Source organism: Salipaludibacillus neizhouensis, assembly GCF_002886185.1.
GTDB lineage: Bacteria > Bacillota > Bacilli > Bacillales > Salisediminibacteriaceae > Salipaludibacillus > Salipaludibacillus neizhouensis.
The window spans coordinates 1566948-1581533 of record NZ_KZ614146.1; the positions used below are offsets into that span (position 1 = coordinate 1566948).

Annotated in this window: 13 protein-coding genes; 11 read left to right on the top strand and 2 right to left on the bottom strand. The window is 38.5% G+C overall.

The annotated features are described in order from the left end of the window. Positions 1-52: 52 nt before the first annotated feature. The 8 genes from CEF18_RS07485 (at position 53) to CEF18_RS07525 (ending at position 8327) form a co-directional block, all read left to right on the top strand. Entirely contained in the window at positions 53-661 is a 609-nt protein-coding gene (locus tag CEF18_RS07485; RefSeq protein WP_110935885.1) for a DUF421 domain-containing protein, read from the top strand. A gap of 10 nt (positions 662-671) precedes the next feature. Continuing rightward, on the top strand, positions 672-1964 hold the full coding sequence (locus CEF18_RS07490) for a voltage-gated chloride channel family protein (RefSeq protein ID WP_110935886.1): 1293 nt from the start codon (positions 672-674) through the stop codon (positions 1962-1964). Between the two features lie 345 nt (positions 1965-2309). Continuing rightward, positions 2310-3011, top strand: coding sequence for a Rossmann-fold NAD(P)-binding domain-containing protein (locus CEF18_RS07495; RefSeq protein ID WP_110935887.1), 702 nt, complete (start codon positions 2310-2312; stop codon positions 3009-3011). Between the two features lie 126 nt (positions 3012-3137). Next, complete coding sequence (locus tag CEF18_RS25810; RefSeq protein WP_183041119.1) at positions 3138-3671, top strand: CueP family metal-binding protein; 534 nt, start codon at positions 3138-3140, stop codon at positions 3669-3671. 160 nt (positions 3672-3831) lie between these two features. Then, positions 3832-5883 (top strand): catalase, encoded by a 2052-nt coding sequence (locus CEF18_RS07510; protein WP_110935890.1) that lies wholly within the window; start codon positions 3832-3834, stop codon positions 5881-5883. Positions 5884-6010: 127 nt separating this feature from the next. Continuing rightward, positions 6011-6559, top strand: coding sequence for a 3-dehydroquinate synthase II domain-containing protein (locus CEF18_RS07515; RefSeq protein WP_110935891.1), 549 nt, complete (start codon positions 6011-6013; stop codon positions 6557-6559). 117 nt (positions 6560-6676) lie between these two features. Next, positions 6677-7135, top strand: coding sequence for a MarR family winged helix-turn-helix transcriptional regulator (locus tag CEF18_RS07520; RefSeq protein ID WP_110935892.1), 459 nt, complete (start codon positions 6677-6679; stop codon positions 7133-7135). 19 nt (positions 7136-7154) lie between these two features. Continuing rightward, positions 7155-8327 carry an MFS transporter gene (locus CEF18_RS07525; protein ID WP_110935893.1) on the top strand — a complete coding sequence of 391 codons (1173 nt, stop codon included), beginning with the start codon at positions 7155-7157 and terminating at the stop codon, positions 8325-8327. 52 nt (positions 8328-8379) lie between these two features. Here CEF18_RS07525 and CEF18_RS07530 read toward each other — a convergent pair whose 3' ends face one another. Next, positions 8380-9078, bottom strand: a complete 699-nt coding sequence (locus CEF18_RS07530; protein ID WP_110935894.1) for an HAD family hydrolase — start codon at positions 9076-9078, stop codon at positions 8380-8382. A 156-nt stretch (positions 9079-9234) separates the two neighbouring features. Here CEF18_RS07530 and CEF18_RS07535 point away from each other — a divergent pair, with 156 nt between their 5' ends. Continuing rightward, positions 9235-10710 carry a protein adenylyltransferase SelO gene (locus CEF18_RS07535; protein ID WP_110937620.1) on the top strand — a complete coding sequence of 492 codons (1476 nt, stop codon included), beginning with the start codon at positions 9235-9237 and terminating at the stop codon, positions 10708-10710. 72 nt (positions 10711-10782) lie between these two features. On the opposite strand, the gene CEF18_RS07540 is transcribed toward CEF18_RS07535, so the two are convergent. After that, complete coding sequence (locus tag CEF18_RS07540; RefSeq protein ID WP_183041120.1) at positions 10783-11331, bottom strand: GNAT family N-acetyltransferase; 549 nt, start codon at positions 11329-11331, stop codon at positions 10783-10785. Positions 11332-11491: 160 nt separating this feature from the next. Between CEF18_RS07540 and CEF18_RS07545 the strand changes: the two genes are divergently transcribed. Both CEF18_RS07545 and CEF18_RS07550 read left to right on the top strand, forming a co-directional pair. Next, positions 11492-12136 carry a CAP domain-containing protein gene (locus CEF18_RS07545; RefSeq protein WP_223292266.1) on the top strand — a complete coding sequence of 215 codons (645 nt, stop codon included), beginning with the start codon at positions 11492-11494 and terminating at the stop codon, positions 12134-12136. A 323-nt stretch (positions 12137-12459) separates the two neighbouring features. Continuing rightward, a complete protein-coding gene (locus tag CEF18_RS07550; protein ID WP_110935897.1) occupies positions 12460-14190 on the top strand; it encodes a two-component system sensor histidine kinase NtrB in 1731 nt (576 codons plus the stop codon). Positions 14191-14586: the final 396 nt, after the last annotated feature.

Consider the following 14586-nt stretch of genomic DNA (forward strand, 5'->3'; position numbering starts at 1 on the left):
CATTACATATTTTAAGAATAGACGTAGAAAAGTGTCGAAGGAGTGAAGCGACTTGGATTTACACTTTATATGGAAAGCCGTGGTCATTGTTATTGGCGGGGTACTTATTTTGCGATTGGCGGGAAGAAAATCAATTTCTCAACTGACGGTTGCTCAGACAGTGATGATGGTAGCTGTTGGTTCATTAATTATTCAGCCAGTTGGCGACAGAAATATTTGGATTACGATGGTGATTACACTTTTACTTGTACTTACATTAATTTTCATTGAATATATTGTGTTGAAATTTGACAACCTTGAAGGGTTTATATACAGCAAAGCAGTCTTAGTCGTTGAAAACGGTCAAATAAATGTAAAAAACTTAAGAAAGTTACGTTTATCAGTGGATATGCTTGAGGTGCGATTGAGACAGCAAAGTGTGCAAAGGATCAGCGATTTACAATGGGCGACGATCGAATCGAATGGTCAGTTAGGCTTTATGCTAAAGCCTGAAAAGCAATATTCTACCAAAGAAGATATTCAAAAATTGATGATGATGATGCAGTCAAACGCTTCCCAGTCTTTCACTGAAAATCAAACGAAAGCTTATGAATCAAATGATATTTTTATGGAGGTAACCAAAAATAAACACGAGGAAGAACCTCCAGATTATTTGAAATGAGGAGTCTTGCATGAATGTGAAAATTAAAAAGTTTGCTGTAACTCTATTCAAGTGGATATTTTTTGGAGGGGTTATTGGTATAGTCGTTGGTTCCTTGACTAGCTTCTTGTTAAAAACGAATGATTTTCTTGGTGATGACATTAGAATGAACCATTTTTGGTTAATCTATTTTCTTCCTCTTGCAGGCATCGCTGTAGGCTTTCTTTATATGAATTACGGCAAGAAGGAAAGCGTTGATTCCGCGAAAGGCAACAATCTTGTGATAGATGGAGTGCATGGGAAAGCCGGGGTATTAAGGAGAATGGGTCCGATCGTCTATTTGGGCACTTTTATAACTGTGTTATTTGGCGGGTCAACCGGAAGAGAAGGGGCAGCCGTACAAATGGGTGGAAGTGTTGCTCAAGCTCTCAACCAGTTTTTTAAAGTAAATCTACTAGACACAAAAATTTTTCTAATGACTGGAATTAGCGCTGGTTTCGGTGCAGCTTTTGGAACGCCGATAACCGGGGCTGTTTTTGGAATGGAACTCACTGCTTTAGGGAAAATGAAATACGAAGCACTGGTACCTTGTCTCGTTTCAAGTTACAGCGCTCATTTTTTAGCCACAGCAGTATGGAGAATAAAGCATGAAGAATTCATCATCGAAACTGTACCGAGTCTTTCTGCGTGGACATTCGCCAAGGTTATTTTGGCGGTATTAATTTTTAGTTTATTAAGTGTTATTTACTGCCAGTTGAGACATGGCATCCAAAAGTTCACAGAAAAATTCTTCCATAAAAATCATATGAAAAGAGCGTTTGTTGGAGGTCTCCTCATTGTAGGATTAACTTTAATCGTCGGAACACAGGATTACAATGGTCGAGGGTTAGAAATGCTTGAACATTCCTTTACAGAGGATGTTCCTCCATTTGCATTTCTAGCAAAGCTTATTTTTACTGCGATAACATTAGGCACCGGTTTCGTCGGTGGGGAAGCAATCCCTTTATTTTTTATGGGGGCAACCTTGGGCAATACATTGTCAAACATGATCGATTTACCAATGTCTTTCCTAGCAGCAATAGGGCTTGTCGCAGTTTTCTGTGGCGGTGCAAATACACCAATAGCTGCTTTTCTCCTGGCTGTTGAGTTGTTTGATGGAAAAGGAGTGGAGTACTTTTTTGTTGCGTGTATTGTAAGTTATATCTTTTCAGGTCACCATGGGCTTTGGCCTTCTCAAACAATCCATGAACCAAAGAGTAGATTGTATAGTACGTTGGGCGGGGAAACCATTGAAAGTATTGAGAGTAAGAAAAATCCTAGGTGATATTAGATGATTAATAAACCCGGGATTGCAAATTTCCAATGAGATGATCACCTTTTTATTTTGCTCAAGCCCCATGAGCAGCTGCTCCTTTTTGCGTTTTCCATCGCATTGACACTCATAATTACAATAATAAATTCTTCGGAAGACAACTCTTTAGCTTCATTCTTCATTAGATAGTTTATTTGCCCCCGAAGCGGAAAAGTGCTAATTCGTTTATCGTTTAGGATAAGAAAATTTTTTAGGAAATAATGTATAATAGTTTCATAGAAGGTAAACGGAGGGACGGTTCTCTGCTTCGGAAGCAGAGAACCGTCCCCTTATTTGCATAAAAAGGGAGTGAATTTTATGGAGGAAACGAAATGGGGGATTGTTGGAATTGGGAAGCTGGGCACAGCGATCTTAACTCAGTTTGAGCAATTTCAGATGCTGACAGGAGTTTTTCATCCGGATACGGACAAAACCGAATTAATAGAAAAGCAATATTCATACACTTGGAAACTGCAAAAAGACGATCTAGCATCTTTGGATCACCTAATCTTAGCACTCCCGGCGAGTGCAATTAGTTCTTTTATTAATAAGTATTTAGCTACTGGTTTGACGGTGCACAGACCTGTTTTAATCAATATGGCGACAAGCTTACCTACGGAGAAGCTTAATCTACAATATCCACACCTTACATGGCTAGGTATCAAATTTCTAGGTCATTCTGAAAGTTTGAAGAGATACGGAGACGGACTTTTTATTATGGAAGAAAATGACATGGGAAACCAAGAGTTCTGTGAAGTGATGAAACGGTTTTCCAAGCTAGGTCAGGTGGAAGCAGCGGATGAATCAATCGTAGAGAAGGTAAACAAGTTGGCCACCTATCAAGCTATAAAGGCAGCGAGAGAAGTTGAGCTAAAAATGGATGAAGAAGGATTGGCGGATAAATACAAAGAGCAGGCATTGCGTTCCATTGTTCCTGAAGTCATTAGAGCCTATTCCAATGGTAAACTAGGTCATTTTGCACAAGAAATCGTCCAAAAACTGAGTCGAGAAAGCAAGTAAATAAGTTTAGACATTGTGAATATTATCACCTATACTATAAGAGCAATGATTACTTTGAGAAATAATTTCCATTTAAAAATAAGTTAATGAGAAACGAACTTTGAATGGACAAGGAGAGAAATATACATGAAGAGATATCTTTTTCTGATAATTGGATTGATCGCTGTTGTAGGATATATATTAGTAGGAAATACAGGAATTAATGAGCAGGCAGAAGATAAAGAAGCAAAAAATATTCAGGAACTGGTTCACGACTATAGTGCAGGAAACAAAAAAAGCCTTTCTGCATCCATCACATCACAACAACTCATTGTAAGTGACAGTGAGAAAGGTGAGATCACCTATGACCTGCCCGAAGATGAATTTTTCGTTTCCATTGCACCTTATGTGGAAGAAACACATCCTTGAGCTGTCCATAACTTGACAGGTTGTCAAGGAGAGTTGATCGAAGAAGAATTTAACGTTTATATTGAGGACATGGAAGGCAACGAGATTGTTAACGAAGCATTGACATCTCAATCTAATGGATTTATTGATTTGTGGTTACCGCGAGACAAAACGTATCGCACAGTGATTGAGCACGACGGAAAAAGGGTGGAATCTGAAATATCCACTTTTGATAATGATAATACTTGCATTACAACCATGCAGTTGATGTAGAAAAAAGCACCTAACCAGGTGCTTTTTTTGTTGCAAGGGGACGGTTCTCTGCTTTGGAAGCAGAGAACCGTCCCCTTGTTTCCAGGTTTGTCCTCATTTTAAATTGGGTATAAATTCTTTATGTTGAATTCATATGATTTAAAAGGGAGGAAGAAATGGAATGAGTGATGATCACAAAGTGAATGGCAGCAACAGTAAAAAGGAACAGTTGGACAAGTTTACAACAGACGATCAAGGAAAGAAACTAACAACAAACCAAGGCTTAAAAGTGTCGGAGGATGAGTTTTCTTTAAAGGCTGGCGAACGAGGTCCGACTTTAATGGAAGACTTTCATTTCCGTGAGAAAATGACCCATTTTGATCATGAGAGAATCCCCGAACGGATTGTCCATGCACGTGGTTTTGCAGCACATGGTGAATTTCAAGTGTATGAGTCAATGAACAAATACACAAAAGCAGGGTTTTTACAGGACCCTTCTAAAAAAACACCTGTATTCGTTCGTTTTTCAACCGTCGCAGGTTCACGCGGATCGGGTGAGTTGGCCAGGGACGCTCGCGGGTTTTCTACGAAGTTTTACACAGAAGAAGGAAATTATGACTTAGTCGGAAATAATATCCCCGTATTTTTTATCCAAGATGCTATAAAATTTCCGGATTTAGTTCATGCATTAAAGCCAGAGCCACATAATGAAATACCACAGGCCGCCTCTGCACATGACACATTTTGGGATTTTATTGCGAATAATCAAGAATCGGCACATATGGTCATGTGGGCGATGTCGGATCGAGCAATTCCAAGAAGTTTCCGGATGATGGAAGGATTCGGCGTTCATACTTTCCGTTTTGTGAATGAGGAAGGGAAGGCTCATTTTGTTAAATTTCATTGGAAACCACTTCTAGGAACGCATTCCGTAGTCTGGGATGAGGCCCAAAAAATTAATGGAAAAGACCCTGATTTTCACCGTCGTGATCTCTGGGAAGCGATTGAAAATGGGGATTACCCAGAATATGAGTTAGGTGTACAAATTCTTTCGGAAGAAGATGAATTTAACTTTGATTTTGATATTCTGGACCCGACGAAGCTTTGGCCTGAAGAGGAAGTGCCGGTCAAGCTTATTGGAAAAATGACGTTGAACCGTAATGTCGATAATGTTTTCGCTGAAACAGAACAAGTTGCTTTCCATCCAGGGCACGTCGTTCCAGGCATCGATTTTTCCAATGATCCGTTATTACAAGGAAGATTGTTTTCTTATACTGATACCCAATTAATTCGACTTGGTGGCCCAAATTTTCATGAATTACCGATTAATCGTCCTGTTTGTCCTTTTCATAATAACCAACGTGATGGATACGGTCGTCAAACGATTAACAAAGGACCTGTAAGTTATCATAAAAACTCACTCGCGGCTAACACACCTGAACTTGCAACGGAAAAAAAAGGTGGTTATACACATTATCAAGAGAAGACGGAAGGCCATAAAGTGCGGGCTAGAAGTGAAAGTTTTAAAGATCATTTTTCTCAAGCTACTCTATTTTGGAACAGTATGAGTAAAGCAGAAAAAGAACATATTACGGAAGCCTTCAGTTTTGAACTTGGTAAAGTGAAAAGCGAGTTCGTTCAGCAACAAGTGGTGGATATGTTTGGCAATGTCAGCAAGGAGCTTGCGACAACTGTTGCTGAAGCAATTGGTGCTAATCCTCCACAAGGAGAAGAGAGTAATGATACGAAAACTTCTCCTGCTTTAAGTCAGGAAAACACGAAGAAAAAGCCTTCTACGCGTAAAGTAGCAGTTATCATTGACAATGATTTTCATGGAGCAGAAGTTAGTCAGGTTTTAGATGCTTTGAAAATAGAAGGGGTACAGCCCGAGATTGTCAGTGGAAAACTGGGAGTTATATCCGGCTCTGATGGAAAAGAGTTAAAGGTTGATCACACTTTCCTAACCGCAGACTCTGTGTTGTTTGATGCTGTGTATGCTGTTAGCGCCGGTCAGGGAAACTCTGCTTTTTACAAGCAAGCAGCGTACTTTACAAAGGAAGCATTTACTCATTTCAAACCAATAGGTGCCACTCATCATGGGGAGAAACTGCTTACGGATAATAATATGGAATCAAGTCCAGGCGTTATTTCCGGTGGCGAGGTAAAATCGTATACCGACCGATTTATCCAAGCAATTTCAGCTCACCGATATTGGGAACGGGAAGTGATTTAAAATATCGACATAGATTTTTTGTTATAATAGGGGGAAATGGAGGTAAACGGGGGGACGGTTCTCTGCTTCGTTTTATTGCGTGAAAACAAGGAAGCAGAGAACCGTCCCTTTGAAATAGGAGGTACATATGGAAATAGAGCAGTCAAAGGTGTTTCTTGAGGTTATTGATATAAAAGAAATAGGAGAAGGTATGCGCGTTTGTATTGATTTTATTGATGTACTTCAGCAAAATGACGGTCTTTACGTTGGAAATACAGGACATGGATATATCAAAGTTCTATCGGAAAATCGCCAGTCTGATGGCTATCCACCAAGACCGTTTCGGATTAATTGCGGTTCTTACCATCAATATTTATTTCAGGAAGATAAATCAATTTATTTACATGAAGTGGATGCTGGAAATCAAATCGAGGTTACTGGTGAACAAGACAATAAAAGTCTTTCCGTTGGTCGTGTTAAAATTGAAAAACGGCCTTTTTTAAGAGTAGAATGCAAAAATGGGGACTCTATCGTTTCCGCTACACTTCAAAAATCAACAAGTGTACACGTAGTTGAAGAATCAAAAGGTGACACTTCCATTATTGATTTAAATGTCGGCGATCGAATAGCATGCATGGAAGACATGCCAGGACGACATTTAGGAGAAAAAATTGATGAATTTATCATAGAAAAGTGATCAGGGGGACGGTTCTCTGCTTCAATGGAAGCAGAGAACCGTCCCTTACAAGCAAAGTACTTGCATAAACAAGTACTTTGCTTGTAAGATAGGTAAAGTGAAAAAGGGGATGATTCAGTGTCTGAATATCGGTTAGAGGATTCACTTGGTTTTCTTGTTGGAAGGGCTGGTCGATCTTTATCTAATAGTGTGCAACGAACATTTTCGGAACATGGCTTTAATGCAACGACAGAGCATTGGACAGTGTTGGTTCAGCTATGGAATCAAGATGGTCTCAGCCAACTCGAACTTGCAGAACGAACCGGAAAAGATCAAGCGAGTATGTCCCGGCTTATACAAAATATGTTGAATCGAGAGCTTATATATAGGAGGAAAGATCCTGTTGATGCACGGTGTAAACGGATTTTTCTAACGGAAAATGGAAAAGAGCAACAAGAGCGATTAATGGATCTTGTTAACGATACGTTAGAGAAGGCGACAGAAGGAATAACAGAGGAAGATGTGGCAATAACAAAGCGTGTTCTTAAAAATATAGCTTCTAAAAATTTAACAACAAGTTGGATGAATGAAGAGTAAAATAGAAAGTTGGGTTTAGATGAACAAAGTACTTTTAAAAATGGCAATTCTGTCTGTTTCGCTGTTAACAGTGATGGCTGGAGCTGCAATTTCCCCTGCATTAGGTGATATTGCACTTGCTTTTCCTGATGTAAGTGAAACAACCATAAAATTTATATTAACGTTACCTTCCGTAATGATTATCCCTTTTATCTTTATTTCTAGTCATTTAACAAGACGTTTTTCGAAGAAACATATTTTGTTTGCCGGAATGTTCTTTTACCTCATTGGCGGGCTTGGTGGTGGTTTTGCCTCAAGCATTGAACTTCTCTTGCTTTGCCGCGCTATTTTAGGGATTGGTGTAGGATTACTGATGCCAATATCCACAGCACTAGTGGCTGACTTTTTTGACGGGGAAGAAAGAACAACGACAATGGGGCAAGTGAGTGCGGCGAATAACTTAGGTGGAGTTGCCTTGTTTCTCATGTCAGGTTTTTTAGCAGCTATTAGCTGGAGAATGGCATTCAGTGTTTATAGTTTAGTCATTGTTGCTGCAATCATTGTGTTTTTCTATTTGCCAACCACGAAGCCTGAAAAAGATACGCCAGGCATGACAAGAGCTCCTTTACCTAAAAAACTTTATGCTTATGGAGCTGCGATGTTTTTTATTGTCTTAGCATTTTACTCGATTCCTACGAATATGGCATTGTTTATCCAAGAAGAAGGAATTGGAAACTCGCAAAGTGCGGGGATGGTTATATCAATAGCAACTGCCGCAGGTTTCTTCGCGGGAATATTCTTAGGGAAAGTTAAACGGTTATTCAAGACATATTTTGTAGCCATTCAACTATTACTAATGGGGAGCGGTTTTTTCATTATTGCTGTCTCCAATCACTTAGTGCTGATCGGCATGGGTGTTGGTTTTATGGGATTTGGATTTGGTTCGATTTTGCCTACTGTATTTGACCAAGTTTCGCGACAAGTTCCGAAATCGCAAACCGTACAAGCGATGGCGATTGTCACAAGTATGTTATTTTTCGGTCAATTTTCATCGCCGATTTTTCTGGATGGAATCGGTATTTTATTCGGAAATGAATCCATTCGTTTTATGTATACGTTCCTTTCAAGCAGCATGATTTTTGTCGCTCTGGCCTTTTTCGGTATTGCATTCAAGGTAAATTTAACACACAAGAAAAAACTGGCCATGGAATAAGAGCAAGGGGACGGTTCTGTGCTTCGAACGAAGCACGGAACCGTCCCTCTGTTTATTTTTGGAAGCTATCCAGTAATTCTTTCGTGTTACTAAAGACGAGATCTGGTTTAATACCAATATCAGGCATCGCTCGTTTACGATGGTTCATCCAAATCGAATGCCATCCAACTTGTTTGGCTCCAACGACATCATTTTCAAAGGAATCCCCGATATAAACGGTTTTGGATTTTTCTAACTGTAGCTTTTTTTCAATATGTAGAAATACTTCTTCACTTGGTTTCCCATAGCCTATTTCGTTTGAGATAAAATGATGTTCTTTTGGGATCCAATTTATCAACCCTAGCTGTTTAATTTTCATAGATTGATGTTCTTTATCCCCATTTGTTAAAAGAGCAATCTGTTTATTTTTACTGTTCAAAAAATCCAGCAGTAATTCTATATCCTTATATAACATTATTCTATGTTGTTCCTCTAAATAATTCTCCTGAAAATCAACTGCCTCCTGAAAACTAATATTTATTCCACTTTCTTGGCATGCTGCAGTAATGCGGTAGGTCTGCATATCCAGTAAGGAGACTTCTCCCGATAGATTCTTTTCAAACAAGGCATCACTATGCTTTCTACTCGATACATACATTTCATGAAGTAATTGTTCAGATACAGAGTTTTTCAGTAATTTGCGAAGAGCAATCTTAAAAGGAACTAGTTGGTCGTAAAGTGTATCATCAACATCAAAAATAATCGTATCCATAAATTTCGTATCCTTTCTGTAGGAGATAGGGGACGGTTCTCTGCTTCATTCGCAGTATGTTGGAAGTAGGAAGCAGAGAACCGTCCCTATGATTGTTACTAAAAATATTATATCATGTGTACAATAGAAAAATAAAAAGGAAGAAAAGGGGATATGATGACAAAAAATAACGAAATTAAAGAAGCTGGGTGGAACTTAGATAACAGTTATGCAGACTTGCCGGAAACATTTTATTCTAAAATTGACTTAAACCCTGTGAGTTCACCTGAAATGGTTATTTTAAATCATTCGTTGGGTACATCGCTTGGACTGAATTCAGGTGCACTGGAAAGCGAAGAAGCAGTAGCAGTATTTGCTGGCAACCGAATTCCTGACGGTGCTCTGCCTCTTGCTCAGGCCTACGCAGGGCATCAATTTGAGAATTTTACGATGTTAGGGGATGGACGAGCGCTATTACTCGGTGAGCAAATGACTCCCCAAGACGAACGAGTGGATATTCAACTTAAAGGATCAGGCAGAACACCATATTCACGAGGAGGCGATGGTCGAGCGGGACTTGGTCCAATGCTACGCGAGTACATCATGAGCGAAGCCATGCACGAGCTAGGTATTGCTACTACCCGTAGTCTGGCTGTTGTGACAACAGGTGAATCGGTCTTCCGGGAACAAGAACAGCCAGGTGCCGTTTTAACCCGTGTCGCTGCCAGTCATTTGCGCGTTGGAACTTTTCAATATGCTGCTAAATGGGGAACTGTTGAGGATCTCCGTACACTGGCAGAGTATACAATAGAACGCCATTTTCCAAACGTAAAGGATAACGAAAATCGATATCTTTCCTTGTTTCGCGCCATCATGGAACGACAGGCTGCGCTCATTGCTAAATGGCAGCAAGTTGGGTTTATTCATGGCGTGATGAACACAGACAACGCGGCGATTAGTGGAGAAACGATTGATTATGGCCCTTGCGCTTTTATGAATACCTATGATCCCGCAACTGTTTTCAGCTCCATTGACAGGCAAGGTCGTTACGCTTATGGTAATCAGCCGCCTATTTCGGGATGGAATCTTGCCCGATTTGCTGAAACTATATTACCACTGTTGCACGACGATCAGGAAGAAGCACTCAAACTGGCCCAAGATGAGATTTCGGGATACATGGATTTGTATCGAGGTTATTGGCTGGCAGGAATGAGGGAAAAACTGGGGTTATTTACTGAAGAGGCAGACGATGAATCTCTTATTGAAGACCTTCTTAGTTTGATGAAAAAAAATGAGGCTGATTACACAAATACTTTCCTGGCATTAACTTTTGATAAAACGGAGGATACGGCTCTTTTTGGGACTTCAGAATTCACTGCGTGGTTTGAGCAATGGCAAACAAGAAGAGACAAGCAGCAGGAATCCAAATCCTCTTCAGATGAGTTGATGAAAAATAGTAATCCTGCGCTAATCCCCCGTAACCACAGGGTAGAAGAAGCTCTGGAAGCTGCAGTGGAACAAGGGGATTACAGCGTGATGGAGCGTCTTCTAGATGCGCTTTCAAATCCTTATGCACACACACCCGAACAGGGTAAATTTTCCTCCCCACCACCTGAATCCAATCGTCCTTACCGCACATTTTGCGGCACATAAAGGTGTCACTGGGGACGGTTCTCTGCTTCATAAACATAGGAAGCAGAGAACCGTCCCTTTGCTTTACCTTTTTTAATTTAAATCCTCTGTCAATACGGAAAAAGGCTTTAAATTATCCCAACCATAGGCGATCTCTTCCAATTTTTCTCCACCGATGGTAGTTGACTTTTCATACACCTGCTCGCCGTCAAGATGTTTGAAGAAAGCACCTGATTGGAGATCTTTAAATGTCCATAAAGCAATGGTTGAGAAGTGAACAGAAGTAAGATGTTGTATAGCACATTCAAAAAGTTTTCTGCCATATCCTTTTCCTTGAACATCAGGATGCACATACACCCCATATATCTCTCCAGTATATTTTATTCTTAACCGAGCATCCCTCATAGTTCCAGCTAGAGAAAATCCAACTATTGTACCATTACCGTCTTCCACAACATAGGTCATCGTTCCTCCAGTTGTCGAGGACGGAAGATCTTTTTTCCATCGTTGCTCTCTAGTGTTATACGTGAACTTATCTAAAGTATCGGGTGGTAAAATATTCTTATATGATGAGCGAACACAATCAACATGAACACGAGCTATTCCTTTCCAGTCATTCACTTTCGCTTGTCGAATAATCATAAGGTTTCTCTCCCTTCTCCCTTGAAACATTTGAATTCTCTGTTAGAATAAAGAACCGTCCCTCTAATCGTGGTGGAATAATTTGGAGGGTTACTATCTCATGCCTCTTACGATATCGTAATCTTATAAATAAATTAAGTTAAACGAGGGGATGAAGAACGTGAAAAAATACAATAAATATATTAGTGCTGTTTTATCGGCAACAGTAGCGCTAGGGATTTATGCAAGTTCGGCAAGTGCATATGAATACTTTAACGAACCGCCATTTAAAGCATACAAAGTGAGTAAAGGTGATAGTTTCTTTTATATTGCAAATCGTTACGGTGTAGACTATCGTGAACTTCAACGGATTAATCCTAACGTTGATGCGCGTAACATGCAAGTGGGATCTGTTATTCGACTAATAGAGGATAAAAATAACCAAACACAATCAGCAGATGCTACATATGAATACGAGGTTGTTAGACTTGTGAATGTAGAACGAGAAAACCGTGGATTGAAGCCACTATCCATAAGAACTGAATTACAAAACGTTGCAGAAGCGAAGTCTAAAGACATGATTAACAACAACTATTTTAATCATACGAGTCCAACTCATGGTTCTCCTTTTGAAATGCTAGATGCATATGGCGTTCAATACCGAACTGCTGGCGAAAACATAGCCAAAGGACAACGCACTCCAGAAGCAGTTGTAAAGGCCTGGATGAATTCGGCTGGTCATAGGAAAAATATTTTAAGCACTAGCTTCACGCATATTGGTGTAGGATACTATAAAAACGCATGGACCCAGCTTTTCACAGGTTGATAGGGGAAGCAAGGGACGGTTCTCTGCTTCATTCAAAGATAATGCAGGAAACAGAAATCCCGTTCTATAGATACCTAAAGATATTTTTATAAAACTTTTCACTCTAAAACGCTCGGATATATTATCAAAGCGTTTTTATTTTGCTCTTTTTTACAATATGTAACCGTATTACTTAAAAAAGAAGCAGAGAACCGGCCCTGAAAAACATAAAAACTATTAAAAAAATACTATTTTTTTCCTGTAATTTAATATAGTATGTATTCTAGACTGAAAGTACTATGTGAGAATGAATTTTCTATAAAAAAACAAGTGAGTGATTGAGGATGGCGGATAGTCTTTTATTTAATAAAAAAAGAACAATATTTATGCTGATGGTTCATTTATGTGGATTAAGTGTATTTCTAACTAATTCTGATTACGCTATGATACCAAGTGATTGGGTATTATTTTCGGTTTTAGTTGTAGCTTTGATATTGTCAAATTACTTCTATTTACCTAAATTACCAAAAGGTAGTAGCGTTTCATTAGATACAGCTTTTTACATGGCATCTCTTTTCATCTTTGGGATAGAAGAAACTTTATTCTTATTGCTTTTAAGCAATATGTTATTTGCACTGATCCGACGTGAAATAAAGATTTGGAAACATACTTTCAACCTTTCCGTATACTCTTTAATGATCAGTGCTTCTTATTATGTTTTTATCATGTTTGCTGGAGAAGTTGGAGCTCCTATTCAACCATTAATGATTTATCCTTATTTATTTGCGCTAATTGTATATTATACTCTTAATAGTATACTAGTATCGAGTTACTTTTATTTCTTATATTTAGAAAAGTTTGGTTCAGTAATTAAAAGTTTTATAAAAGAATCATTTTCAAATTATTTTATTACTCTAGCTTTTTCGTATATTTTAGCTGTTATATTAACAGATGAAAATCCCATTTTCGGAGTCCTTATATTCACGTTTATTGTTGTTTTGTTATCAATTATCTTTAGAAAAAATCACCACCTATATGAAGAAATATCTAAAGACAAAATGTACCGGGAACAAATACTTAACTCACTGCCTGTAGGTATTATTACAATAGAAGACGAAAATACGACGGTGGATTTAAATCTTTCTGCAGAAAAGCTATTGAACAGAAATGCATCCGAAGTAAAGGGATATTTAGTCGATAATTCAGAAGCTCATGACAAAGAGAACAGAAATTTTTGGGGAAATGTTTCTTCAAAAAAGAAATACAACCAAGTGAAAACTCATTATGCTTCCAGAGATAAGAACTATCTTTTTTTGATGTCACAAACGGAACTTATTGACCAATACGATCAATTGATAGGAAGAATTATTTATTTCTTAGATGTTACGGATACAGAAAACCTTGAAAAAAGGATAGGTGAAAGTGAAAGTCTTGCAGTTTTGGGGCAATCAGCCGCGGGGGCAGCTCATGAAATACGAAACCCCCTTACTGTCATAAAAGGGTTTTTGACACTCGTTGAAGAATCCTTAGGCGATAAAGACAACCACAAATTTCAAATTCCTTTACTGTTAAGGGAGATTAAACGAATTGATTCTATTGTCGGGGATATGTTACTAGTTGCAAAGCCTGTAACCCCAACATTAGAGAAAGTGTACTTGGAAGACATTGTTAGTGACATTCTCCCTTTGTATGATTACGCAATTACTGATCAACAAGTTTACATTCATGTAGATCTTATCAAGGTACCACTTCTTTTAGATGCAAAACAGATAACGCAGGTATTATATAACTTGCTTCGAAATAGTTTTGATGCAATCGGTGAAAAAGGAACTGTTCATATCTATTCTAAAGTGGCAGGCAATTATTATCAGCTTTATATTGAAGATTCTGGACCTGGTATTCCACCCGAATATAGGGATGATCTATTTGAGCCATTTCATACAACAAAAGAAACAGGTACTGGGTTAGGTTTAACCATTGTCCAACGGATCGTAAAAAATCATCACGGAACGATAGAATTACTACCTGGAAAGGGAGCGACATTTAGAATTTCGTTTCCAATACAGGTGCAATAGGAGTTTATAAGGGTGCTGAAAAAGTTTTTTTCAGCACCCTTTTTGAAGAGAGAAGAAAGTTCACCGATACCTTTACAATTCTTTAATGTTGTTTCGGGCTACCCTCATCAATATTTTATTGGGATTGCAAAATAAACGTATTTTTTTAGATGTTTCAAACTTGCTTTTTTAGTACAGATAACTTATAATTTTGCAGCTACCTATAACTTCATTACAGAAGGTAGCAATGGGTAAGGTAATAGAAATTTCAATAATTTCATGCTTATTAAAAAGTTTCGAACTTTTACGTGTATAAAAAAACAAACTGCATTGTAGTTTTTCTTAACAAATAGCTGGCATGATATATTGTAGAATTACTTTCTCAATAAGAAACACAAGAATCGTTCCACTAACAAA